This window comes from Bradyrhizobium glycinis (assembly GCF_016031655.1).
Classification (GTDB): Bacteria; Pseudomonadota; Alphaproteobacteria; order Rhizobiales; family Xanthobacteraceae; genus Bradyrhizobium; species Bradyrhizobium glycinis.
This window is the reverse complement of record NZ_JACCHQ010000004.1, coordinates 66,562-87,619: the sequence shown is the minus strand read 5'-3', so window position 1 is coordinate 87,619 and position 21,058 is coordinate 66,562. Positions and strand designations below refer to the sequence as shown.

Genomic DNA, 21,058 nt, shown 5'->3' with positions numbered 1-21,058 from the left:
GGTTCTCCTATCGTCCCGTATCGCCCTTGCCGGCGAGCACACGGTCGAGCCCGTAGAAGCGATCGAGCAGAACGAGGGCGGTCATGGTGATCGCGATCACGCAGGCCGAGACCGACGTCACCAGCGGATCGATGTTGTCCTGGATGTAAAGGAACATGCGGACCGGCAAAGTCTCGGTCCCGGGGGCGGCGAGGAAGACGGTCATGGTGAGATCGTCGAAGGACTGGATGAAGGCGAGCGCCCAGCCGCTGATGACGCCGGGCAGGATCAGCGGCAGCGTCACGCGGCGGAACAGAGTCCAGCCGCCCGCACCGAGTGAGACGGCAGCCATTTCGACCGAGCGATCCATGCCGGTCGCAGCCGCCAGCGTCAGCCGCAGCGCGAACGGAAACACGATAATGACGTGCGCGATGATCAGCGCCGCGAAGCTGCCGCCGAGACCGGCCGAGGTGAAGAAGCGCAGGAAGGCGATGCCGAGCACGACATGCGGGATCATCAGCGGCGACAGGAACAGAGCCGCGAGCACATCGCGACCGCGGAAGCGATAGCGCGCGATCGCGAGCGCGGCAGGCACCGCGAACACGAGCGCCACCAAGGACGAGAGCGCCCCGAGGCCAAGGCTGACCCAGAAGGCATGGACGAATTCGGGATAGTTCGCGATGGTCCTGAACCAGCGCAGCGAGAAGCCGTTGGTCGGCAGCGACAGAAAACCTTCGGGCGTGAAGGCGACGAGGCAGACCACCAGGATCGGCGCCACCATGATGATGACGAACACCGTGTGGAAGATCAGCGCGAGCGGGCCGTTCCGGCTCATCGAAACACCTCCGCATAGCGGCGCTCGATCAGCGCGTTGCTGCCGACGACGATCAGCACCAGCGCGACCAGCAGCAGCGTTGCGACCGCAGCGCCCAGCGGCCAGTTCAGGGTGTTGAGGAACTCGTCGTAGGCAAGCGTCGCGGCGACCTTGAGCCGGCGGCCGCCGATGATCGCCGGCGTCGCGAAGGCGCTGGCCGAGAGCGAGAACACGATGATCGCTCCCGACAGCACGCCAGGCATGATCTGCGGCATGATGATGCGGCGGATGATGGTCGCAGGGCCCGCGCCGAGCGACATCGCGGCATTCTCGATCTGCGGATCGAGGCGCTGCAGCGCCGCCCACACGGAAAGCACCATGAACGGCATCATCACATGCGCGAGCGCAACGACCATGCCGGTTTCGGTGAACATGAAGGGAATGGGTGAACGGATCGCGCCAAGCGACATCAGCAGCTTGTTGACGAGGCCGTTGTTGCCGCCGAACAGCAGGGCCCAGCCCAGCGTACGCGCGACGACGGAGATCAAGAGCGGCCCGAGAATGACCAGCAGGAAGAAACTCTTCCAACCGCCGCTCATGCGGTTGAGGATGTAGGCTTCGGGTGCGCCCAGCAATGCGGTGAGCAGCGTGGTCAAGATGGCGATGCGGAACGTCCGCCAGAACATCTCCGCGTAATAGGGATCGGTCGCGATCTCGTGCCAGTTCTTGAGGATGAAGACCGGCTCCACGCCCTTGTACTGGCCCCAATCGTGGAACGACAGCATCACCGTCATCGCCAGCGGAATCAGCAGCACGCCGACGAACAGCATCAAGGCGGGCGCGGTCAGCACCCACGGCGCGCGTGTGCTGCGCTCCTCGGCCGCCATGCTCATGCGCCGGCCCTCGCGCGCACGCTCATGTCCTCGGGCCGCCAGGTGAGGCGAACCGCGTCGCCTTCGGCCGGCTGCGCTTTGCCGTCATTCTGGCGGATCACGATCGCCGGACCGCATTCGCTGTCGCACTGGAACAGCCAGTGATTGCCCTGGAAGATTCGTGTGATGATCTTTGCGCTGAGCCCCGTCTCGCCAAAGCCGATTCTTTCGGGGCGGACGCTGACGGTAACGGGGCCGCCAAGCCCGGCCGGCGCCGGTGCACGCCATGAGCCGGCCACCAACTGCGTCGGCGCGACGGTCCGGTCGATCGTTCCGGCAAAGTCGTTGGTCTTGCCGAGAAACTGCGAGACGAAGGCCGAGGCGGGCTTCTCATAGGTCTCCTGCGGCGTGCCGATCTGCTCGATCTTGCCCTGGCTCATCACCACGATGCGGTCGGATAGCGACATCGCTTCGTTCTGGTCGTGCGTCACCAGGATCGTGGTGGTGCCGACGGTGCGCTGGATCTGGCGCAGCTCGATCTGCATCTCCTCGCGCAGCTTGGCGTCGAGGTTGGACAGCGGCTCGTCGAGCAGCAGCACGCTCGGCTTGATCACCAGCGCACGCGCCAGCGCCACGCGCTGCTGCTGGCCGCCGGACATACGGCGGGGATGACGGTCCTCGTATCCGGCGAGGCCCACCATCGCGAGCGCGGCGCGGACGCGCTCGGACCTTTCAGCGCGCGGCACGCCACGCATCTCCAGGCCAAAGGCGACGTTCTCCGCCGCGGTCATGTGCGGAAACAGCGCGTAGCTCTGGAACACAATGCCGAGGCCGCGCTTGGCCGGATGGATCGCGGTCAAGTCCTTGCCCTCGAGCCGGATCGCGCCGCGCGTGGGATCGAGGAAGCCCGCGATCATCTGCAACGTCGTGGTCTTGCCGCAGCCGGACGGGCCGAGGAAGGAGATGAACTCCCCCTTCCCGACCGACAGACTGAAGTCATCGACCACAGTCTGCGTGCCGAACTGCTTTGCGACCCGATCGAGCTCGAGATAGGCCATGGCGCTGTCTCCGCGGCGACCGATCAGCGTTCGACCTCGCGATTCCAGCGCTTGGTCCACTCCTCGCGCTTCTCGTTGATGACGGTCCAGTCCGGATTGTAGAGCTTGGCCGCGCGTTCCCCGATCGGCGCCATCTTGCCGAGCTCCGGCGGGATCACCAGCGATTTCAGCACCGGGCCGTAGCCGTAATCCTTCAGCATCACGAGCTGGATTTTCGGATCGAGCAGCATCTTGACGAAGCTCGCAGCGAGCGGCGAGGCGTTGGGCTTGTTGATCGGGCACGCCGTGGTCAGCAGCGTCGCTGCGCCTTCCTTAGGATAGACGAAGTCGACGGGGAAGCCGGTGTTGGCGAAGCTCTGCACGCGGCCGGTGCCCCACACCGCGATCACGGCTTGGCCGGACTGGAACAGCTCGGTCATCTTGCCCGGCGACGGCTCATAGGCCAGCACGTTCGGATTGATCTGCTCCTTGAAGATCTTGAAGCCGGACTCGACGTTGGTCTCGCCGCCGCCGTTCATCTTCGACAGCATCACCAGCGCTTCGAGACCGTAGGTGTTGTTGATCGGCGGAATCACGAGCTGTTTTGCGTACTTCGTGTCCTTCAGGTCGTTCCACGAGGTCGGCGGCGCCCAGCCTTTCTCCTTGAACACCTTCGTGTTGTACATCAGCCCGGTGGCGACGATGCCGATCGCAACCGCGCGATCGTCCTTGAAGCGCGCGGTGTCGTAGAGATCGGAGGGCAGGCCGTCGAGCTTGCCGCAGAAGCCGAGCTGGATCGCCTGGTACATCGGGCCATCATCGACGATGGCGACGTCGATCTGCTGGTTGCCCTTTTGCGCCTGGAGCTTGGCCAGAGTGTCGGTGGAATTGCCGGCGACGTATTCGACCTTGACGCCGTTCTCCTTCTCGAAAGCCGGGATCACCTCGTCACGGATGGTCTTCTCGAACGAGCCGCCATAGCCGGCGACATAGAGCGTTTTCTGCTGGGCCGAGGCGACCGAGGGGGCGGCAATGAGCGCTGCAATGCTGACCGCGGTCAGAAGGCGAAAAGTCTTCATGTGGACCGATCTCCATACCGGAATGAGGTGACGTGCCGACGAGTCTCGCTGGCTGAAGCGCCTTCCGCATCTCCTTCCGCGCGAATCCCTCTCCGATCAGGGCCCCGGCCCCCATTCGGCGGTTTTGGCGCGATCTGGAGGCTTGAACCCCTCCAATCTGCCGAAAAAGCGGGCTGTCTCCAGTCCTGATGAAAAAGATTGCAAACCTATACTTCCATCGTCCAATGAATAATGGCACCCTCTGCATGCCGAAATATTATGGACGGAATTTAGGATGGCGCGGATCAATTCGCGGCAGGTGGAGGCCTTCCGGGCGACAATGCTGACGGGCAGCGTGACGGAGGCGGCGGCGCTGATGAAGGTGACGCAGCCGGCCGTCAGCCGGTTGCTGCGCGACCTCCAGGCCCTGCTGAAAATGGAGCTGTTCGAGCGGCGCGGCACCGGCCTGGTGCCGACCGCCGCGGCGATGGCGCTCTACACCGAGGTCGAGCGCTCCTTCGTCGGCCTGGAACGCATCACTGCGGCGGCGGAAGAAATCCGCGGCCGCCGCACGGGCTCGCTACGCATCGCAGCACTGCCTGCGCTGTCGAACGGTTATCTGCCGCGGCTCACCGGTCACTTCCTGAAGGAGCGGCCAAACCTCAACCTGGCGTTCTTCGGTGTCATCTCGCCGATCGTGGTCGACTGGGTGCTGAACAATCAATGTGACGTCGGCTTCGCCGAGGTGCCGATCGCGCATTCCGGTCTGCCGAGCCAGAGGCTGCCAGCGCCGGCGCGCGTCGCAGTGCTGCCGACCGGTCATCGCCTCGCGGAGAAGGAAGTCCTGGAGCCGCGCGATTTCGAGGGCGAGACCTTCATCTCGCTGTCGGCGGGATCGTCGAGCCGGCATCTCGTCGATCAGGTCTTCCACCGCCACGATGTCCGCCGCGTGCTCAGGGTCGAGACCACGCTGTCGGAAATCATGTGCGGCATGGTGTCGTCAGGGCTTGGCGTCGCGATCTGCGATCCCTTCACGGCGCAGGAATTCGCAACGCGCGGCGTCGTCGTGCGCCGCTTTCTGCCGCGCATCGACTTCGAATTCTCCGCGGTCTTTCCGGCGCAGCGCAGTCCCTCGCCGGTGGCGCTGGATCTCGTCGAGACCATGCGCAAGGCGCTGGTGGAGTTCGAGGATTAGATTGAGAGCTTCAGTTGCGGAGGCACCCCTCACCCCACCCTCTCCCCGTAAGAACGGGGCGAGGGAGCGAGAGAGCGGCGCGTCCCTTACTCTCAACCTCTCCCCGCCCTTCTGCGGGGAGAGGTCGGATTGCTATGGCGCGCAATTGCGCGCCTGAGCAATCCGGGTGGGGGGCCGGGCACGATATTGCCGCGCGTGACCGCCTATCCGACTCGCGAACCCAAGCGGCGACCCTCACCCATTGAACGCCGCCTGCGCCTCCGGCAGATCCCAGATCCTGCGGATTGCGGCGCTGCCCGCCGCAATGATCGCCGCCTCGTCCACGCCGAGATAGCGTCCCTCATCGACCAGCACGCGGCCATCGACCATGACCTGATCGATATTGGCGCGGTTGGCGAGTGCGATCAGCGCGCGGCGCGGGTCGAACAGCGGCTGCAGATGCGGATGGGTGAGATCGACCACCGTGAGATCGGCGGTCGCGCCAAGCTCGATGCGGCCGAGATCGGGCCGCTTGATGACGTCGGCGGCGACCGTCGTGTTCGCCTCGATCAGCTCGGGTGAGTTCGCGACGTCAGGGCGCGCCGAGGTGATCTTGGAGATCAGCGACGCCGCATTGAGTTCGCCGAGCAGGTCCATGTTGTAGCCGTCGGTGCCGACCACGGTGCGCACGCCATGCTCGGCGAAGCGGCTGAACGCTGCGGTGATGCCGGCGCGCGCGAACACGCGCGGGCAGTTGAGCACGGTCATGCCGCGCGCAGCCATCAGCTTGAGATCGTCGTCGCTGCTGAACATGCAATGCGCCGCCATCAGATCGGGCGCGAGCAGGCCGAGCCAGTCCAGATATTGCGCCGGCGTGCGGCCGCCATAGCGCTTGCCGATGGTCTCGACCTCGGCGCGGCTTTGCGCCATGTGCGTCGTGATGGGGACGCCAAGCTCGCGCGCCCGGGCGGCGCAGGCCTTCAGCAGATCGGGGCCGCAGGTGTCGGTGGCATGCGGGCTCATAGCGAGGCTGATGCGGCCGTCGCCGCGATTGTTCCAGCGCTGATAGAGCGCATTCCACGTGGCCATGTCCGCGGCGCCGTCATCGCCGGAATATTGGACCACACCGTCAGGCCCGGCCTTGGCATCGGAGGTCGAGAACAGATAGGGCGCGCCGTAGAAGCGGATGCCCATCTCCTCCGCCGCGTCGAACATTTCGGGGATCGAGTTGCGGAACGGCTCCATCACCGTGGTGGCGCCGCCCTTGAGCAGCTGGAGGATGCCGAGCCGCGCCACCGCAAGCCGCTCTTCCGCCGACAGAATATCGGCGCCGCGCTTGGTCAGCGGCAGCAGCACCGTGTAGACGATGCTCTGGTTGTTCTTGCGGCCGTTGCCGTCCTCGGTGTGACTGCGCGCTACAGCTTCGGAGAAGCAGTGATTGTGAAGGTTCAGAAGGCCCGGCAATACGAAGCGGCCGGGGCGGTCATAGATCTGATCCGCGCTCGGTCTGTCGCGCGTGATCGCTGCAATCTTCTTGCCTTCGACCAGAACCCAGTGGTCGCGCAAGACATCCTGCGCGCCGTCTTTCCGTGACAGCACATAGCTGCCGAAGATGGCTGTGGTGCTCATGCGGGGCGCACGTTCCAGAACACGGCGGTGCCGTCGAGAATGCCGGTGATCGCCTTGCGATAGGCGGTCGGCTGCTTGTAGAGGCCAATCGGAATATAGGGGATTTCCTCGAACGCGACCGCCTGGATCTCGCGGCAGATGCGCTGCTGCTCGGCGAGCTCGGAAGCCGCCAGCCACTGGCTGCGCAACTCGCCCATCTTCGTGCTCGCATACCAGCCGGCGACCTTGCCTTCGCCGCGAATGTTGGTGTTGCCGGCCGGGTTGAGCCAGTCGATGCCCTGCCAGTTGCCGACCGCGGCGCTCCAGCCGCCCTGCGAAAGCGGATCCTTCTTCAACTGGCGCTGCAGCACGACGGCAAAATCGAGCCCGGCATATTCGACATTCATGCCAGCCTTGCGCAAGGTATCGACCGCGATCTCGCCGAGCGGCTTCTGCGCCAGCGAGTTGGTCGGGACCAGCAGCACGATCTTCTCACCGTTATAGCCGGCGGCCCTGAGGTCAGCCTTGACCTTGTCGTAATTGCGCGGGCCGCGGAACACGTCGAGGCCGACATCGTTCGCCATCGGCGTGCCCGGTGCGAAATAGCCGATCGGTGAGACCTGGAACGCCGGATCGGTGCCAGCGACGGCGGCCATGAACGCGGACTGGTCGATCGCACCCAGGAGCGCGCGGCGGATGGCGGGATTGTCGAACGGCGGCTGCAGGTGATTGAGGCGCAGCATGCAGGCGTAGCCTCTGGGATCGAGGATGCGCGTCTCGATGTCACCGGCCGCCTTGATCACCGGCAAGAGATCGTGCGGCGTGGTCTCCTGCCAATCCTGCTCGCCGGTCTGGAGCGCGGCAACGCCGGTGCCAGCATCGGGCGTCGTGGTCCAGACCACGCGGTCGTAGTGCACGATCTTCGGCCCAGCGGTCCAATCCGGCTTGCCGTCGGTGCGCGGCTGGTAGCGCTCGAACCTGGCATAGGCGTTGCGCGCGCCCTGCACGCGCTCGTCAGCGAGATAGCGGAACGGGCCGCTGCCGATGACCTCGGTGAGCGGCTTGAACGGATCCTGGCTCGCCAGCCGCTCCGGCATCATGAAACAGGCGTTGATCGCGGCCTTGCCGAGCGCCTGCGGCAGCAGCGGGAACGGACGCTTCAGACGGAAGCGGATGGTGGGGTCGTCGGCGGCCGAGAGCTTGGCGGTCGCCTCCATCAGCTCGCCGCCGAAGCCATCGCGCGCGGCCCAGCGACGGATGCTGGCAACGCAATCCCGCGCCAGCACGCGCTCGCCGTCGTGCCAGAACAGGCCGTCGCGAAGCGTGAGGTCCCACTGCAATTGGTCGCCGGACACGACGTGGCCCGACAGCATCTGCGGCGAGACCTGGAGCGAGGAGCTCATGCCGTAGAGCGTGTCGTAGACCATGAAGCCATGGTTTCGCGACACCTGCGCGGTCGAATAGATGGGATCGACGAAGGCGAGATCGATCACAGGGATGAAGCGCAGCGTGGACTGCGATTCAGCGCGAACGATGCCCGGCAGCGATAGCACCGGCAGCGCCGCGCCGGCCTTGAGGAGCGAACGGCGGGAGATGGACATTACGGGAGGCTCCTAAGGGATGTGATATGCAGCGGCAAAGACAGTGCGCTCCCTCCCCCGCTTGCGGGCGAGGGTTGGGGAGAGGGTGCTTCCGCAGAGAGACTCCCCCAGAGGAGAGAACCCTCACCCGGCGCGCTGCGCCGACCTCTCCCGCAAGCGGGAGAGGTGCAGCGAGGGCGCGGCCAGAGCGAAGCGCGACGGAAACACTGCATCATTCCTGGCTCACGTCTTCGCTGCCTAGCGGCTACCGGCTTCGTGACGCAGGAAGTTTTCCGCGATGTTCTCGCCGGTGGTAATCCAGACATCCGGGCACGACTTCGCATAGGTCAGGAACTCGCGCAGCAGGCGCAGCCGCATCGGGCGACCGCTGCATTGCGGATGCAGCACGGTCGTCACCATCGCGCCCCAGTCGCGGACTTCGTCGAGTTCGTCCTTCCACATCGAGAGAACATGCTCCTTGGGGAAGATCGAGCGCGGGCTGAAGCGCGCCGAGAGGCCGTGCATCCAGTCGTCATAGCTCGCGGTCACCGGCAGTTCGATCGTCCCGGGCCTGCCGTCGGCGAGGCGATGGCGATAGGGCCTGACGTCGTCGCGGAACGAAGACGTGTAGACGATGCCGTGGCGCACCAGCCCGACGCGCAGCTCCTCCGTGAACTCGCCATAGGGCGCGCGATAGCCGGTCGGCTTGACGCCGAGCCGGCGCTTCAGCGCCTCGAAGCCGCGCTCCAGCTCCTCCTCGATCCAGGGATCGCCGGGATCGGGCAGCAGATGGTGATAGCCGTGATGGCCGATCTCGTGACCGGCCTTGAGGATGGACTCCGCCATCGCCGGATGCGCGTCCACCGACCACCCCGTGACGAAGAACGTCGCCTTGAGATCGAGCTGGTCGAGCAGCTCCAGCAGCTTCGGCGTGCCGACGCGCGCCTCATAGCCGCCATAGCTCATGGTGATCAGCCGCTGCGCATGCAAGGCGTCCTTGCTGGTCCAGGCACTCTCGGCGTCCACGTCGAACGACAGGAACATCGCGGACGAGTACGGCTTCGGCCATGGATAGTCGGGCGCGGGATCCGCGGTGTTGGCCGGAACGAGCGGGATGCTCTGGAGTGCCTTACTGTCCAGCATTGATGGTCGCCTTCTCGATTGCGTTGTCGCTCAATTTCCACTTCGCCAGCAGCGTCTTGTAGGTGCCGTCCGCGATCAGCGCGTCGACCGCCTCCAGCATTGCCTGCTGCAATGCCTTCTCCTGCACAGGCAGAGCAATACCGGTGAATTGCTGTGCGATGGGCTCGCCCACGGTCGCATAGGCGTTGGGCTCAAGGTCCATGATGTAGGGCAGCGTCTCGTTGCCCTGGGCGGCGGCATCGATGCGGCCTTGCCTCAGCTGGGTGCGCGCATCGGCCGAACCGTCGGTGCCGACGAACTGGATCGGATTGCTGCCGCAATTCTTATCGCTCCACGCCGCGATCTGGGCCGGGAACATGGTGCGGCGGCTGGCGCCGACCTTCTTGCCGCACAGCGACATCGCATCCTTGAATTCCGCCTTGCGTGACGCCTGCACGAAGAACTGCGGCCCGCTGCGCAAATAGTCGACGAACGTCGCGACCTCATGCCGGCTCGCATAGTCGGTGAAGCCGGACAGGATGGCATCCACCCGCCCGGTCGAGATCGACGGCATGAATTCGGCAAAGCTGGTCTCGGTCCATTCGATCTTGACGCCGAGCTTGCGGCCGATGGCCTCGCCGAGATCGACGTCGAAGCCGGAGAGCGCGTTGGTGGCGGGATCGCGGAATTCCATTGGCGGATAGTTCGGCACCAAGGCCACCTTGATGCTGCCGCGCTTGGCGATCTCAGGCGGCAATTCGGCCGCCATCACCGACGCGTTCACGGCACCCACTAACGCCGCAGCAAGCAAAATTCTCTTCATCACCACGCCCCCTCGTTTCAGATCACAGCCGAAAGAAATGCCTTGGTGCGCTCCTCGCGCGGCGCGCCCAACACGTCGGAGGCGCGGCCCTGCTCGACGATCGCGCCCTGGTCCATGTAGACGACGCGGTCGGCGACCTCGCGGGCGAAGCCGAGCTCGTGCGTCACCACCATCATGGTCATGCCGCTTCGCGCCAGCTCCTTGATCACCGCGAGCACCTCGCCGACGAGCTCGGGATCGAGCGCGCTGGTCGGCTCGTCGAACAGCATCAGCATCGGCTTCATGGCGAGCGCCCGCGCAATCGCGACGCGCTGCTGCTGGCCGCCGGAGAGCTGCGCCGGATAGGAATCCGCCTTGGTCGCCAGCCCGACGCGACGAAGCAGTTCGATCGCCTCGGCGCGCACCTCATCCAGCTTGCGCCCCTGAACCTGGGTCGGACCTTCCGTGATGTTCTCCAGCGCGGTCTTGTGTGGAAACAGGTTGAAGCGCTGGAACACCATGCCGGTCTTGAGCCGCTGCCGCCCGATCTCGCGCTCGCTGAGGCGATGGAGCTTCCCGCCCTGCTCGCGCACCCCGAGCAGCTCGCCGTCGAGCCAGATGCCGCCGGCATCGATCGTGGCAAGTTGGTTGACGCAGCGGAGCAGCGTGGTCTTGCCGGAGCCGGAGGCGCCGATCAGGCACATCACCTCGCCGGGCCAGACGTCGAGCGAGACGTTCTTGAGAGCCTGAAACTCTCCAAAGTTCTTGGCTACCGAGCGGATCGCGACGAGCGGTTTTGTCATCGCGCCAGCCGCAATGTGCCGCGCGCAAAGCGGCGTTCGAGCAGCATCTGGAGCGGGGTCAGGATCGAGACCACGAGCAGGTACCAGAGCCCGGCAACGATCAGGAGCTCGATGACACGCGAGTTGGCGTAGTAGATGTTCTCGGCATTGTGCAGCAGCTCCGGATACTGGATGACGCTCGCGAGCGAAGTCGCCTTCACCATGCTGATGAACTCGTTGCCGAGCGGCGGGATCACCACGCGCATCGCCTGCGGCAGCACGATCCGCCGCAGCGCCCGCAGCCGTCCCATGCCGATCGCCTGCGCCGCCTCATATTGCCCGATATCGACCGACAGCATGCCGGCGCGCATGACTTCGGAGGTGTAGGCGCCCTGGTTGATGCCGAGCCCGAGCAGCGCGGCGAGGAACGGCGTCATGACGTCGACGGCGCGCGCGGACCACAGGCCGGGGATACCGATGGTCGGAAACACCAGCGCGAGGTTGAACCACAGCAGCAATTGTAGGATAAGCGGCGTGCCGCGGAACAGCCAGATGTAACCGGCGGCAACCGACTTCAGCACCGGATTGGGCGACAGCCGCATGATCGCGACGACGATGCCAAGAAAGATGCCGAGCATCATCGCCAGCACCGCCATCACCATGGTGTTGACGATCCCTTCCAGGATGACCTTTGCGGTCAGGAAGCGGCTGACATAGGACCATTCGATCTGGCCGTTCGCAAAGGCGCGCGCGATCGCCGCCAGCACAACGACGATCAGGGCCGCACTGATCCAGCGAAACCAGTGCGGCTCGCGCGCGATCCGCATGCCCGACAGATCGGGAAATCCTTGCGCGAGTGCCGGCGCCGGCTTCATTGCGGCGCCGCGTTCAGCATGGGCTGGGCGACCGCGTTGGTCCCCAAGCCCCATTTGTCGAGAATGGCCTTGTAGGCTCCGTCGGCGATCATGGCCGCGAGCTTCTCGGTCACGACCTCGCGCAAGGCGGCATCGTCCTTGCGGAACATGATGCCCTGATAGCCCCTGGCAAAGGGCTCGCCGACGATGCGATATTTACCGGGCTCCTGTTGCTGCGCATAAGGCAGCGTCTCGCTGCCCTGCACGGCGGCGTCGATGCGGCCCTGCTTGAGCTGGTTGCGGACGTCGATCGAGTTCTCGCCGGGCACGTACTGGATCGCGGGCTTGCCGGCCGGCTCGCAATTCTGCTTGCTCCACTTCTCGATCTCGACCGGGAAGCTGGTGCTGCGGGTGGTGCCGACCTTTTTGCCGCAGAGATCGGTGGCGTCCTTGGCCGCGCTCTCCGCCATCACGAAGAACTGCGGGCCGGTTGCGAGGTAATCGACGAAGTCGCCGGTCTCGCGCCGCGAGGCACGATCGGAGATGCCGGAGATGATGAAATCGGCCCGCTTGGTCTGGAGCGAGGGGATCAGCTCGGCGAAAGGCGTCTCGCTCCAGACGATCTTGAGGCCTCCGAGTCGCCTGGCGAGCTCATTGGCGAGATCGATGTCGAGCCCGACCAGCTCGTTGGTTGCGGGGTCGCGATATTCCATCGGCGCGTAGGTGGAATTGACTGTCAGCTTGAGCGTGCCGGCCTGCCTGATCTCCGCCGGCAGCTCGGCGGCTCGCGCCGACGTCACCGCAGCCAGCGCTGCGCAGGCAAGCAAATACGAGAGGCGTGTCATGTCAGCTCCTTTTGCCAATGCTGCGACCGGCCGTTGGTCAATCTGCGTCGAGAACGGCCGGCTCGATGATGCCGGCACGCTCGGTGATCACCCTGTATTGGTCGGGCCGCCGGTGGGCGGCGAAGTTGAACATCTTGTCCTTGCCCTGGCGGCAGAGGTCGAGATCGATGTCGGCGACGATCACCTCGTCGGCCAGCGTCTGCGCCTGCGCGACGATGCGGCCGTTGGGATCGACGATGCAGGAGCCGCCGATCAGGCCGGAGCCGTCCTCCTCACCCGCCTTCGCCACCGAAATCGCCCAGGTCGCGTTCATGTAGGCGTTGGCCTGCGTCACCAGCGTCGAGTGGAAGGTGCGCAAGGCTCCGTCTTCGGTCGTGCCGCCGTTGGGATCGTAGGCCGCCGAATTGTAGCCGATGCAGACGAGCTCGACGCCTTGCAGACCGAGCACGCGCCAGGATTCCGGCCAGCGACGATCATTGCAGATCATCATGCCCATGATGGCATGGGCCCAGGACGAGCCGGCGCGGAAGGCGGGAAAGCCGAGGTCTCCATATTCGAAGTAGCGCTTCTCGAGTTGCTGGTAGCGCGCGCCCGGACGCGGCTCGACCGAGCCCGGCAGGTGCACCTTGCGATAGCGGCCGAGAACCTCGCCGTCGCGATCGACCAGTATGGAGCAATTGTAGCGCCGGCCCTCCGGCGTCAACTCGGCGTAGCCGACATAGAAGCCGACGCGGAGCGCACGCGCACGATCGAACAGCTTTGCCACCGCCGGGTTCGGCATGCTGCGCTCGAAATACCGGTCGAGTGCCTCGCCTTCGAGCAGCCAGCGCGGGAAGAAGGTGGTGAAGGCGAGCTCTGGAAACACCACAAGGCTCGCACCCCGACCGGCCGCCTCCTCGAGCATGTCGAGCATCCGCGACAACGTATGCTCGCGCGTATCGGCTTTTTGCGTCGGCCCCATCTGAGCGGCGGCGGCGCGAAGGACACGAACCAAGATTGCCTCCAATCTGTGCGCAGTGCTGCCTCAATGGGCGAACGAACCCTTTGATGCGACGTGCAAATCCGCTGCCATTACGGGCAAGCGGTGCTGCAAAATCAATTCGCGTTGCTATGATGTTTTGGCCCTGACTATAATCGGCAGTAATATGAACCTGCGTCAGCTCGAGATCCTTCGCGCCGTGATCCGCCACCGCACCACGGTGGCGGCGGCGGACGAGCTGGCGCTGTCGCAGCCGGCGGTCAGCAACGCGCTGAAGACGATGGAGGCGCAGGCGGGCTTTGCGCTGTTCGAGCGCGTCAACAACCGGCTGTTTCCAACCGCTGAAGCGATGGCGCTCTACAAGGAGAGCGAAGCGATCTTTGCACTGCACGCCAAGCTCGAGAACCGCGTGCGCGATCTGCGCGAGAACCGCTCCGGGCATCTCGCCATCGTGGCGACACCGCCGCTCGCCTACAGCATCATTCCGTCCGCACTGTCGGGCTTCCTGCGCCGCCGCCCGGAGACGCGGGTGTTCTTCGACGTACGGCGCTATGAGGGCATCATCGAGGGTGTGCTGAGCCGTGTCGCCGAGCTCGGCTTTGCGCTCGGACTGACGCATCACCCAGGGATCGCGCATGAGGTGGTGCACACCGGCGAGATGGTGTGCGTGCTGCCGCCGCAGCATCCGCTCGCGGAACGGCCGGTGATCTCGGCTGCTGATCTCTCCGGCCTGCCCTTCATCGGGCTCGAACGCGGCACGCGGCTCGGCGAAGCCGTGCGCGACAGCTTTGCCCGCGCCGGCGCGCCGTTCCGGCCGACGGTCGAGGTGCGGTACTGCAACACGGCCTGCGTGCTGGCCGCCGCCGGCGTCGGCGCGGCGGTGGTCGATCCCTTCTCGCCGCGGCAGAACGGCGGCAGCGGCCTCGTCGTCCGTCCGTTCACGCCGACGACGCAGGCGATCGCCTACATGCTATGGTCGGAAGCCGAGCCACTGTCGCGTCTGGCCAAGGCCTTCCTCAACGAGATCCGCAAGGAAAGCGCTCTGCTCGAGCGCACAGCGCCGCACCAGCAACATGGGGCAGAAAGCGGCTGAGCTTCGCAACCTTTTGACAGGGAGGCCCATGGCACGCATCACCATCATCGAGACCGGAGAGGTGCCGCAAAAATACCGCGAGCGCCACGGTTCATTCCCGGACATGTTCGCGCGCATGATCCGCGCCGAGGATCCGGCCGCGACGATCGAGGTCGTCAGCATCCCCAATGGCGATACGCTTCCGGATCCGAGCAAGCTCGAGGCCGTCCTGATCACCGGCGCGGCGGCCGGGGTGTATGACGGGCTCGACTGGATCGCGCAGCTGGAAGATTTCGTGCGGATGGCTTACGCCAACAAGACGCCGATGGTCGGTGTCTGCTTCGGCCACCAGTTGATCGCGCAGGCGCTCGGCGGCACCGTGCGCAAATCGGAACAGGGCTGGGGCATCGGCCGGCATGTCTATCAGGTGCTCCCGGAGAACGGCCTCATCGACGGTGAAGCGGTTGCGGTAGCCGCCTCGCATCAGGACCAGGTGATCGAGCCACCAAGCGATGCGCTGACGATCCTCTCCTCCGAGTTCACCCCGCATGCCGGCCTGCTCTACGCCAACGGCGCGACTCTGACCGTCCAGCCGCATCCGGAATTCGACGTCGGGTTTGCGCAAGTGTGCTGCGAGCTGCGCGACGGGAAAGCACCGGAGGATGTCGTGGCCACAGCGAGGGCGTCACTGGCCGAGCCGCTGGACAGCGCGAAGCTCGGCGGGGCGATTACGCGATTTCTGGCGAGGCGCGCGGCGCCTTAGTTGCACACTTCATAGCTCTCCCCTTGAGTGTCCTCATTGATGGGGCATAATTGTCTTCTGGACGCTTAAGGCTGGATGGGGAATGAGCCCGATTCGTCGCACGATAAGCCTGATGTTTGCACTCGCCCCGATCGTCGTGGGGCTGGTGGCCCTAATATATCTCCTGTTCTTCGCGCTTGCATGGAAGGGCTGGATGTTAATGGCCGCCGGCTTCGTGACGGCGCTAGGCTGCATGTGGCTCTGGGAGGACTTCCCAAAAGCGAGAGCCAAGAGCAGTGAGGGCGGTTAGATACTCAGAACGGGTTGCTTCCTAATCCCGGCACGTCCGCCGGCCGCGGACCCGGTGCCGCCCAGTGAAACCGGCGGTCCTTCTCCGCAATGGCGATGTCGTTGATCGACGCCTCCCGCCGCTTCATCAGGCCGTGCTCGTCGAACTCCCACTGCTCGTTCCCGTAGGAACGATACCACTGGCCATTGGCATCGTGCCATTCGTACTGGAAGCGCACCGCGATGCGATTGCCGTTGAAGGCCCAGAGGTCCTTGATCAGGCGGTAATCCTGCTCCTTCTCCCATTTGCGGGTGAGGAAGGCGACGATGGCTTCGCGGCCCTGAAAAATTTCCGAACGGTTGCGCCAGCGGCTGTCCTCGGTATAGGCGAGCGAGACCCGCACCGGATCGCGTGAATTCCAGGCGTCCTCGGCCATGCGGGCCTTTTGCGCGGCGGTCTCGCGGGTGAAGGGTGGAAGCGGCGGGCGCGACATGGTGGCCTCATCGGTTGATCGGGACCGCGAATGTATCGTCGCAATTGGCGGAGTCGATAGGCCATCCGCTATCGAGCGATCACGAAACCAGATCGGCCTTCATCAGTTGGCGGATCGATTTCGGGATCGGCTGGGCGCGACCGCCGCTGATGAAGGCAACGCGGACCTCGGCTTTCACCAGCACGTGGTGGCCGCGCCGCACCTCCTGCGCCAGCATGATGGACGCCCCCTTCACCGCGACCGGCCAGGTCACGACATCGAGCACGTCATCCATTCGCGCGGGCTTCAAGAAGTCCAGATGCATCGAACGCACCACGAAGGCAAAGCCCGCACCGTCCGTCTCGGTCTGCTCGAACAGCACCTGCTGCTCGGCGCCCATCAGCCTGAGATGATTGGTGCGTCCGCGCTCCATGTAGCGCAGGTAATTGGCATGATAGACGATCCCGGAAAAGTCCGTGTCCTCGTAATAGACCCGGACCTGCATGTGGTGGCGGCCGTCGCGGATCTCGCCGTCGAGATGAGCTGTCACGTCGCGAGCCTCTTCGCTTATCGGTAACCGGCTCGTTTTGCTTAAAAACAGCCGGACGCGCAAGCGTGTTAGGACACAACCAGTCCTGACCTTCCCAGCGTCACCTCGACGATCTCCGGCGGCACGCCGACGCGGAGCGGCATGATGCTGCAGCCGAGGCCGCCGGAGACGATGAGATCGCATTTCAGGCGGAAGTGGCCATAGGCGAGCCGCAGGCCGTTCTTGGGCGCGACGGCCGGCGACCAGCCAAGCAGGCGGACCTGGCCGCCATGGGTATGGCCGGACAGTTGCAGCGCAACGCGCGCGGGCACGAGCGGCGCGATATTAGGCTCGTGCGCGAGCAGGATGACCGGCGCATCGTCGGTGATCTTCGCCAGCGTAGCATTGAGATCATCGGCACCGAAGCGCATCACGTTCCGAAACCGGCGCGCCGGCAGGAACGCGAGCTGATCGCCGAGGCCGGCGAGCCAGAACGGCCGGCCGTCCTTGGTGAGGCGCACGACATCGTTCTCGTAGACGGGGATGCCGGCCGTCTCCAGCGCACGATGCGCCATGGTCGGTCCGTGCCCTGCCTGCTGCACGGTCCTGTCATCCCAATAGTCGTGATTGCCCATGACGGCATGGACGCCGAGGGGCGCCTTCAGGCGCGCCAGCACCCTTGCCCATTCGCGCGACGGAATGAAGCGCGTGACGTGGTGAAGGCCAGCGACATAGTCGCCGAGCAGCACGATGAGATCGGCGTTGAGCGCGTTGGTACGGTCGACGATGCCCTCGATGCGCTCCAGCGACATCCAGGGATCGCAGGCATGGATGTCGGCGATGGCGGCAATCTTCAGCGGAAGATCCGCCGGCCACTGCCGCGGCTTCGGATGATAGCGCGTGACGCGGAGGCGTAGCACCGGCTCGACACCGACGCCGTAGGCGGCGGTCGAGACGCCGAGGGCGGACAGGCCGCCGATGGAACGGATGAGATGACGGCGCGTGATCATGGAAGCCCGATGATGATGCGGCGTCTTGATGATATCCGATTGGAGCGGAATTGGGGTGCGTTCGTGCAGATCGTCTGCACGAGGTAAACGGAAATTCATCAAAGCCGGAATGGCGAGCGGTTTCTGCAGATCACTCGTCGCTGCCATCCGTGCCGAACAGGCCGAACTGCGCCGCCGCATCGCGCGAGGGCTCGGCGAGACCGAGATGGCGGAAGGCGTGCGAGGTCAGCAGGCGGCCGCGCGGCGTGCGCTGCAGATAGCCGCACTGGATCAGATAAGGTTCGATGATGTCCTCGATGGCATCGCGCGGCTCCGACAAGGCCGCAGCCATCGTCTCGACGCCGACCGGGCCGCCGCCATAGTTGAGCGCGATGGTCGAGAGATAGCGTCGATCCATCGCGTCCAGCCCCGCGGCGTCGACCTCGAGCGCGCTCAGCGCGTGGTCGGCGATCTCACGGTCGATCTTGTCGGCATCGGCCGCCGAGGCGAAATCGCGCACGCGGCGGAGCAGGCGGCCGGCGATGCGGGGCGTGCCGCGGGCGCGGCGCGCGATCTCGTTGGCGCCGTCCGCGCTCATGCCGACGTTGAGCACACGCGCGCCGCGGCTGACGATGCTCTCCAACTCCTCGATCGTGTAGAAGTTGAGCCGCACCGGAATGCCGAAACGGTCGCGCAAGGGATTGGTGAGCAGGCCGGCGCGCGTGGTGGCGCCGACGAGCGTGAATTTCGACAGCTCGATCTTGACCGAACGCGCCGCCGGGCCCTCGCCGATGATGAGGTCGAGCTGAAAATCCTCCATCGCGGGATAGAGCACCTCTTCCACCGCCGGGCTGAGGCGATGGATCTCGTCGATGAAGAGCACGTCGCGCTCCTCGAGATTGGTCAAGAGGGCGGCAAGATCGCCGGCCTTGGCGATGACAGGACCCGAGGTGGCGCGGAAGCCGACGCCGAGCTCCTTGGCGACGATCTGCGCCAGCGTGGTCTTGCCGAGCCCCGGGGGACCGACGAACAGCACGTGATCCAGCGCCTCGCCGCGCTTGCGCGCCGCTTCGATGAAGATCGAGAGGTTCTTGCGCGCCTGCTGCTGGCCGACGAAGTCCGACAGCGATTGCGGCCGCAGCGCGGTGTCGCCGACATCATCGCTGCGGCGCTCGGGCGAGACCATGCGGCTGGGTTTGGGATCGCTCACTTCGCGAGCTCCTTCAGGCCCAGCCGGATCAGCTGCGCCGTCTCGGCGCCCTCGCCCGCACTGCGCGATGCGGATGCAATCGCCGCGGCGGCCTGCGGCTGGCCGTAGCCGAGATTGACCAGCGCGGAGATCGCATCCGCCACGGGCCGCGGCGCGCGCTGATCGTCGACGGCGCCGGCAAGATGCACGACGGCGGGATCGACGTTGGCGAAGGCCGGCGCCTTGTCCTTCAATTCGGTGACGATGCGCTCGGCGACCTTGGGGCCGACGCCAGGCGTGCGCGCCACCGCGGCCTTGTCGCGCAGCGCAATCGCATTGGCGAGATCGGCTGGCGACAGCGTGCCGAGCACGGCCAGCGCGACCTTGGCGCCGACGCCCTGCACGGTCTGGAGCAGGCGAAACCATTCGCGCTCCTGGTCGGTGCGGAAGCCGAACAGCTTGATCTGGTCCTCGCGGACATAGGTCTCGATCGACAGCACGGCCGCCTCGCCCGGCGAGGGCAGATGCTGCAAGGTGCGCGAGGAGCAATGCACCTGATAGCCGACGCCGCCGACGTCGAGGATGACGAAATCCTCGCCGTAGGAATCGATCAGGCCCTTGAGCTTGCCGATCATATCCCCACCACCTTCAGCCGGAGCGCCGTGCTCTGGCGGTGATGGGCATGGGTGATGGCGATGGCGAGCGCGTCGGCGGCGTCCGCGGACGGCGGCTCGGCTTTCGGCAGCAGGATCTTCAACATCATCGCGATCTGTTGCTTGTCGGCGTGGCCGGCGCCGACCACCGTCTTCTTGACCTGGTTCGGTGCGTATTCGGCGACAGAGATGCCGAACATTGCAGGCGCCAGCATGGCGACGCCGCGGGCCTGGCCAAGCTTCAGCGTCGCAACGCCGTCCTTGTTGACGAAGGTCTGCTCGACCGCCGCTTCCACCGGCCGGTGATCGGACAAGACGGAAGCGAGCCCTTCATGGATCGCGAGCAGCCGGCTCGACAAGGGCAGATCGTCCGCCGGTTCCACCGAGCCGCAGGCGACGTAGGTCAGGCGATTGCCCTCGGCCTCAATCACGCCCCAGCCGGTGCGGCGCAGGCCGGGGTCGATGCCGATGATGCGAACGGGGCCACGAATCGGGAGCGCAGTCATGGGCCAGTGATAGCGGCTGGCCGCCGCGAGGGAAACAGAAACAGAACGGAAGTAACAGGGGAAGTGGGGTATCTCGGGTGAGCACCACCGCCCACTCCACATTCCGTCGTCATACCCCGCGAAAGCGGGGTATCCAGTACGCCGCGGCTTATCCGTATCCCTCTGACCTCTCTGGAATACTGGGTCGCCCGGTCGAGCCGGGCCACGACAGCGGAATTCGGAGCTGGCTCAGCCGCCCATCTTCGCCATCAGCGCGTCCGACACCTCGAAATTGGCGTAGACGTTCTGGACGTCGTCGTGCTCGTTAAGCAGGTCCATCAGCTTCAAGAGCTTCTCGCCGGTCTCGTCGTCGACCGCAACCGTGTTCTGCGGCTTCCAGATCAGCGCGGCCTTGCGCGGCTCGCCGAACTTGGCTTCCAGCGCCTTGGCGACATCGCGATAGCTTTCGGTCGAGGCGTAGATTTCGTGACCGTTCTCGCCCGAGACCACATCGTCGGCGCCGGCCTCGATGGCGGCGTCCAGCACGGCGTCGTCAGAGGCGACGCTGCGGTCGTATTCGATGATGCCGGTGCGGTCGAACATGAAGGAGACCGAGCCGGTTTCGCCGAGATTGCCGCCGGACTTGGTGAAGAAGGAGCGGATGTCGGAGGCGGCGCGGTTGCGATTGTCGGTCAGCGCCTCGACGATGACGGCGACCCCGCCGGGGCCGTAGCCCTCGTAGCGGATCTCGTCATAGTTCTCGCCGTCGCTGCCGATCGCCTTCTTGATAGCGCGCTCGATATTGTCCTTCGGCATGTTCTCCTGGCGGGCCGCGATCACGGCGGCGCGCAGGCGCGGGTTCATGGCGGGGTCGGGGGTGCCCAGCTTGGCGGCGACGGTGATTTCACGCGCCAGCTTGCCGAAGATCTTGGACTTCTGGGCATCCTGCCGCCCCTTGCGGTGCATGATGTTCTTGAATTGGGAATGTCCGGCCATGCGTGGTCTCGTGAAGGAAGCGTGCGTCAAGGTAAGTGCGGGAAGCGCGGCCTTATAGGCCGCCAACCCACCGGAATCAAAGGGCTCGGCTGCTCCTGAGGTAGCCCTGTAAAGGTAGCCGCCGTAACGGCGCCTG

General features: G+C 65.3%; 23 protein-coding genes. 4 read left to right on the top strand and 19 right to left on the bottom strand.

Going from position 1 to position 21,058, the window contains the following annotated elements:
- Positions 1–7: 7 nt before the first annotated feature.
- Genes HZZ16_RS09080 through HZZ16_RS09065 form a run of 4 tightly spaced genes read right to left on the bottom strand, consistent with a single transcriptional unit; the run spans position 8 to position 3,781 of the window.
- A complete protein-coding gene (locus HZZ16_RS09080) occupies positions 8–814 on the bottom strand; it encodes an ABC transporter permease (RefSeq protein WP_197948132.1) in 807 nt (268 codons plus the stop codon).
- Positions 811–1,686, bottom strand: a complete 876-nt coding sequence (locus HZZ16_RS09075; RefSeq protein WP_197948131.1) for an ABC transporter permease — start codon at positions 1,684–1,686, stop codon at positions 811–813. The genes HZZ16_RS09080 and HZZ16_RS09075 overlap by 4 nt, the downstream gene beginning before the upstream one ends.
- Positions 1,683–2,723 (bottom strand): ABC transporter ATP-binding protein, encoded by a 1,041-nt coding sequence (locus HZZ16_RS09070; protein WP_197948130.1) that lies wholly within the window; start codon positions 2,721–2,723, stop codon positions 1,683–1,685. The genes HZZ16_RS09075 and HZZ16_RS09070 overlap by 4 nt, the downstream gene beginning before the upstream one ends.
- A gap of 23 nt (positions 2,724–2,746) precedes the next feature.
- Positions 2,747–3,781, bottom strand: coding sequence for an ABC transporter substrate-binding protein (locus HZZ16_RS09065; RefSeq protein WP_197948129.1), 1,035 nt, complete (start codon positions 3,779–3,781; stop codon positions 2,747–2,749).
- A 274-nt stretch (positions 3,782–4,055) separates the two neighbouring features.
- On the opposite strand from HZZ16_RS09065, the gene HZZ16_RS09060 reads away from it, so the two are divergent.
- Positions 4,056–4,955: a LysR substrate-binding domain-containing protein gene (locus HZZ16_RS09060; RefSeq protein ID WP_128264216.1), complete on the top strand. Its 900-nt coding sequence runs from the start codon at positions 4,056–4,058 to the stop codon at positions 4,953–4,955.
- 234 nt (positions 4,956–5,189) lie between these two features.
- Here HZZ16_RS09060 and HZZ16_RS09055 read toward each other — a convergent pair whose 3' ends face one another.
- From HZZ16_RS09055 to HZZ16_RS09020, 8 genes are all read right to left on the bottom strand, one after another.
- Positions 5,190–6,563: an amidohydrolase family protein gene (locus HZZ16_RS09055; protein ID WP_197948128.1), complete on the bottom strand. Its 1,374-nt coding sequence runs from the start codon at positions 6,561–6,563 to the stop codon at positions 5,190–5,192.
- The gene (locus HZZ16_RS09050) at positions 6,560–8,143 is read right to left on the bottom strand and encodes an ABC transporter substrate-binding protein (RefSeq protein ID WP_197948127.1); all 1,584 of its coding nucleotides are present in this window, start codon (positions 8,141–8,143) and stop codon (positions 6,560–6,562) included. Before HZZ16_RS09050 ends, HZZ16_RS09055 begins: the two co-directional genes overlap by 4 nt.
- Positions 8,144–8,380: 237 nt before the next feature.
- Positions 8,381–9,265: a polysaccharide deacetylase family protein gene (locus tag HZZ16_RS09045; protein ID WP_197948126.1), complete on the bottom strand. Its 885-nt coding sequence runs from the start codon at positions 9,263–9,265 to the stop codon at positions 8,381–8,383.
- Positions 9,252–10,067 (bottom strand): ABC transporter substrate-binding protein, encoded by an 816-nt coding sequence (locus HZZ16_RS09040; RefSeq protein ID WP_197948125.1) that lies wholly within the window; start codon positions 10,065–10,067, stop codon positions 9,252–9,254. The genes HZZ16_RS09045 and HZZ16_RS09040 overlap by 14 nt, the downstream gene beginning before the upstream one ends.
- 17 nt (positions 10,068–10,084) lie before the next feature.
- Positions 10,085–10,849: an amino acid ABC transporter ATP-binding protein gene (locus HZZ16_RS09035; RefSeq protein WP_197948124.1), complete on the bottom strand. Its 765-nt coding sequence runs from the start codon at positions 10,847–10,849 to the stop codon at positions 10,085–10,087.
- Entirely contained in the window at positions 10,846–11,703 is an 858-nt protein-coding gene (locus HZZ16_RS09030; RefSeq protein WP_197948123.1) for an amino acid ABC transporter permease, read from the bottom strand. The genes HZZ16_RS09035 and HZZ16_RS09030 overlap by 4 nt, the downstream gene beginning before the upstream one ends.
- Complete coding sequence (locus HZZ16_RS09025; RefSeq protein WP_197948122.1) at positions 11,700–12,527, bottom strand: ABC transporter substrate-binding protein; 828 nt, start codon at positions 12,525–12,527, stop codon at positions 11,700–11,702. The genes HZZ16_RS09030 and HZZ16_RS09025 overlap by 4 nt, the downstream gene beginning before the upstream one ends.
- A gap of 37 nt (positions 12,528–12,564) precedes the next feature.
- A complete protein-coding gene (locus HZZ16_RS09020) occupies positions 12,565–13,521 on the bottom strand; it encodes an N-carbamoyl-D-amino-acid hydrolase (RefSeq protein ID WP_074447730.1) in 957 nt (318 codons plus the stop codon).
- Between the two features lie 151 nt (positions 13,522–13,672).
- Here HZZ16_RS09020 and HZZ16_RS09015 point away from each other — a divergent pair, with 151 nt between their 5' ends.
- The 3 genes from HZZ16_RS09015 to HZZ16_RS09005 all read left to right on the top strand — a co-directional run bounded on the left by HZZ16_RS09015 (position 13,673) and on the right by HZZ16_RS09005 (position 15,630).
- On the top strand, positions 13,673–14,599 hold the full coding sequence (locus tag HZZ16_RS09015; RefSeq protein WP_197948121.1) for a LysR family transcriptional regulator: 927 nt from the start codon (positions 13,673–13,675) through the stop codon (positions 14,597–14,599).
- A 28-nt stretch (positions 14,600–14,627) separates the two neighbouring features.
- The gene (locus HZZ16_RS09010; RefSeq protein WP_197948120.1) at positions 14,628–15,341 is read left to right on the top strand and encodes a type 1 glutamine amidotransferase; all 714 of its coding nucleotides are present in this window, start codon (positions 14,628–14,630) and stop codon (positions 15,339–15,341) included.
- A gap of 82 nt (positions 15,342–15,423) precedes the next feature.
- Positions 15,424–15,630: a hypothetical protein gene (locus HZZ16_RS09005; RefSeq protein ID WP_197948119.1), complete on the top strand. Its 207-nt coding sequence runs from the start codon at positions 15,424–15,426 to the stop codon at positions 15,628–15,630.
- Positions 15,631–15,634: 4 nt separating this feature from the next.
- Here the strand turns inward: HZZ16_RS09005 and HZZ16_RS09000 are convergent, their stop codons facing one another.
- The 7 genes from HZZ16_RS09000 to HZZ16_RS08970 form a co-directional block, all read right to left on the bottom strand.
- The gene (locus tag HZZ16_RS09000) at positions 15,635–16,102 is read right to left on the bottom strand and encodes a nuclear transport factor 2 family protein (protein WP_197948118.1); all 468 of its coding nucleotides are present in this window, start codon (positions 16,100–16,102) and stop codon (positions 15,635–15,637) included.
- Positions 16,103–16,181: 79 nt separating this feature from the next.
- Entirely contained in the window at positions 16,182–16,631 is a 450-nt protein-coding gene (gene ybgC / locus HZZ16_RS08995) for a tol-pal system-associated acyl-CoA thioesterase (protein ID WP_197948117.1), read from the bottom strand.
- 68 nt (positions 16,632–16,699) lie between these two features.
- The gene (locus tag HZZ16_RS08990) at positions 16,700–17,620 is read right to left on the bottom strand and encodes a metallophosphoesterase (RefSeq protein ID WP_197948116.1); all 921 of its coding nucleotides are present in this window, start codon (positions 17,618–17,620) and stop codon (positions 16,700–16,702) included.
- 130 nt (positions 17,621–17,750) lie between these two features.
- Complete coding sequence (gene ruvB / locus HZZ16_RS08985) at positions 17,751–18,785, bottom strand: Holliday junction branch migration DNA helicase RuvB (protein ID WP_197948315.1); 1,035 nt, start codon at positions 18,783–18,785, stop codon at positions 17,751–17,753.
- Between the two features lie 20 nt (positions 18,786–18,805).
- Positions 18,806–19,423: a Holliday junction branch migration protein RuvA gene (gene ruvA, locus HZZ16_RS08980; RefSeq protein ID WP_035998377.1), complete on the bottom strand. Its 618-nt coding sequence runs from the start codon at positions 19,421–19,423 to the stop codon at positions 18,806–18,808.
- Complete coding sequence (gene ruvC / locus HZZ16_RS08975) at positions 19,420–19,947, bottom strand: crossover junction endodeoxyribonuclease RuvC (RefSeq protein ID WP_197948115.1); 528 nt, start codon at positions 19,945–19,947, stop codon at positions 19,420–19,422. Before ruvC ends, ruvA begins: the two co-directional genes overlap by 4 nt.
- Before the next feature lie 228 nt (positions 19,948–20,175).
- Entirely contained in the window at positions 20,176–20,922 is a 747-nt protein-coding gene (locus tag HZZ16_RS08970) for a YebC/PmpR family DNA-binding transcriptional regulator (protein WP_197948114.1), read from the bottom strand.
- Positions 20,923–21,058: the final 136 nt, after the last annotated feature.

Excerpts from the sequence above, each read along its gene's own strand:
- HZZ16_RS08970 (WP_197948114.1), bottom strand. The coding sequence starts at position 20,922 with ATGGCCGGACATTCCCAATTCAAGAACATCATGCACCGCAAGGGGCGG.
- HZZ16_RS09010 (WP_197948120.1), top strand. The coding sequence starts at position 14,628 with ATGGCACGCATCACCATCATCGAGACCGGAGAGGTGCCGCAAAAATAC.
- HZZ16_RS09055 (WP_197948128.1), bottom strand. The coding sequence starts at position 6,563 with ATGAGCACCACAGCCATCTTCGGCAGCTATGTGCTGTCACGGAAAGAC.
- HZZ16_RS09025 (WP_197948122.1), bottom strand. The coding sequence starts at position 12,527 with ATGACACGCCTCTCGTATTTGCTTGCCTGCGCAGCGCTGGCTGCGGTG.
- HZZ16_RS09045 (WP_197948126.1), bottom strand. The coding sequence starts at position 9,265 with ATGCTGGACAGTAAGGCACTCCAGAGCATCCCGCTCGTTCCGGCCAAC.
- HZZ16_RS09005 (WP_197948119.1), top strand. The coding sequence starts at position 15,424 with ATGAGCCCGATTCGTCGCACGATAAGCCTGATGTTTGCACTCGCCCCG.
- HZZ16_RS09015 (WP_197948121.1), top strand. The coding sequence starts at position 13,673 with ATGAACCTGCGTCAGCTCGAGATCCTTCGCGCCGTGATCCGCCACCGC.
- HZZ16_RS09040 (WP_197948125.1), bottom strand. The coding sequence starts at position 10,067 with ATGAAGAGAATTTTGCTTGCTGCGGCGTTAGTGGGTGCCGTGAACGCG.
- HZZ16_RS09075 (WP_197948131.1), bottom strand. The coding sequence starts at position 1,686 with ATGAGCATGGCGGCCGAGGAGCGCAGCACACGCGCGCCGTGGGTGCTG.
- ruvB (WP_197948315.1), bottom strand. The coding sequence starts at position 18,785 with ATGGTCTCGCCCGAGCGCCGCAGCGATGATGTCGGCGACACCGCGCTG.
- HZZ16_RS09030 (WP_197948123.1), bottom strand. The coding sequence starts at position 11,703 with ATGAAGCCGGCGCCGGCACTCGCGCAAGGATTTCCCGATCTGTCGGGC.
- HZZ16_RS08990 (WP_197948116.1), bottom strand. The coding sequence starts at position 17,620 with ATGATCACGCGCCGTCATCTCATCCGTTCCATCGGCGGCCTGTCCGCC.
- HZZ16_RS09065 (WP_197948129.1), bottom strand. The coding sequence starts at position 3,781 with ATGAAGACTTTTCGCCTTCTGACCGCGGTCAGCATTGCAGCGCTCATT.
- HZZ16_RS09050 (WP_197948127.1), bottom strand. The coding sequence starts at position 8,143 with ATGTCCATCTCCCGCCGTTCGCTCCTCAAGGCCGGCGCGGCGCTGCCG.
- HZZ16_RS09080 (WP_197948132.1), bottom strand. The coding sequence starts at position 814 with ATGAGCCGGAACGGCCCGCTCGCGCTGATCTTCCACACGGTGTTCGTC.
- HZZ16_RS09060 (WP_128264216.1), top strand. The coding sequence starts at position 4,056 with ATGGCGCGGATCAATTCGCGGCAGGTGGAGGCCTTCCGGGCGACAATG.
- HZZ16_RS09000 (WP_197948118.1), bottom strand. The coding sequence starts at position 16,102 with ATGTCGCGCCCGCCGCTTCCACCCTTCACCCGCGAGACCGCCGCGCAA.
- HZZ16_RS09070 (WP_197948130.1), bottom strand. The coding sequence starts at position 2,723 with ATGGCCTATCTCGAGCTCGATCGGGTCGCAAAGCAGTTCGGCACGCAG.
- HZZ16_RS09035 (WP_197948124.1), bottom strand. The coding sequence starts at position 10,849 with ATGACAAAACCGCTCGTCGCGATCCGCTCGGTAGCCAAGAACTTTGGA.
- ruvC (WP_197948115.1), bottom strand. The coding sequence starts at position 19,947 with ATGACTGCGCTCCCGATTCGTGGCCCCGTTCGCATCATCGGCATCGAC.
- ruvA (WP_035998377.1), bottom strand. The coding sequence starts at position 19,423 with ATGATCGGCAAGCTCAAGGGCCTGATCGATTCCTACGGCGAGGATTTC.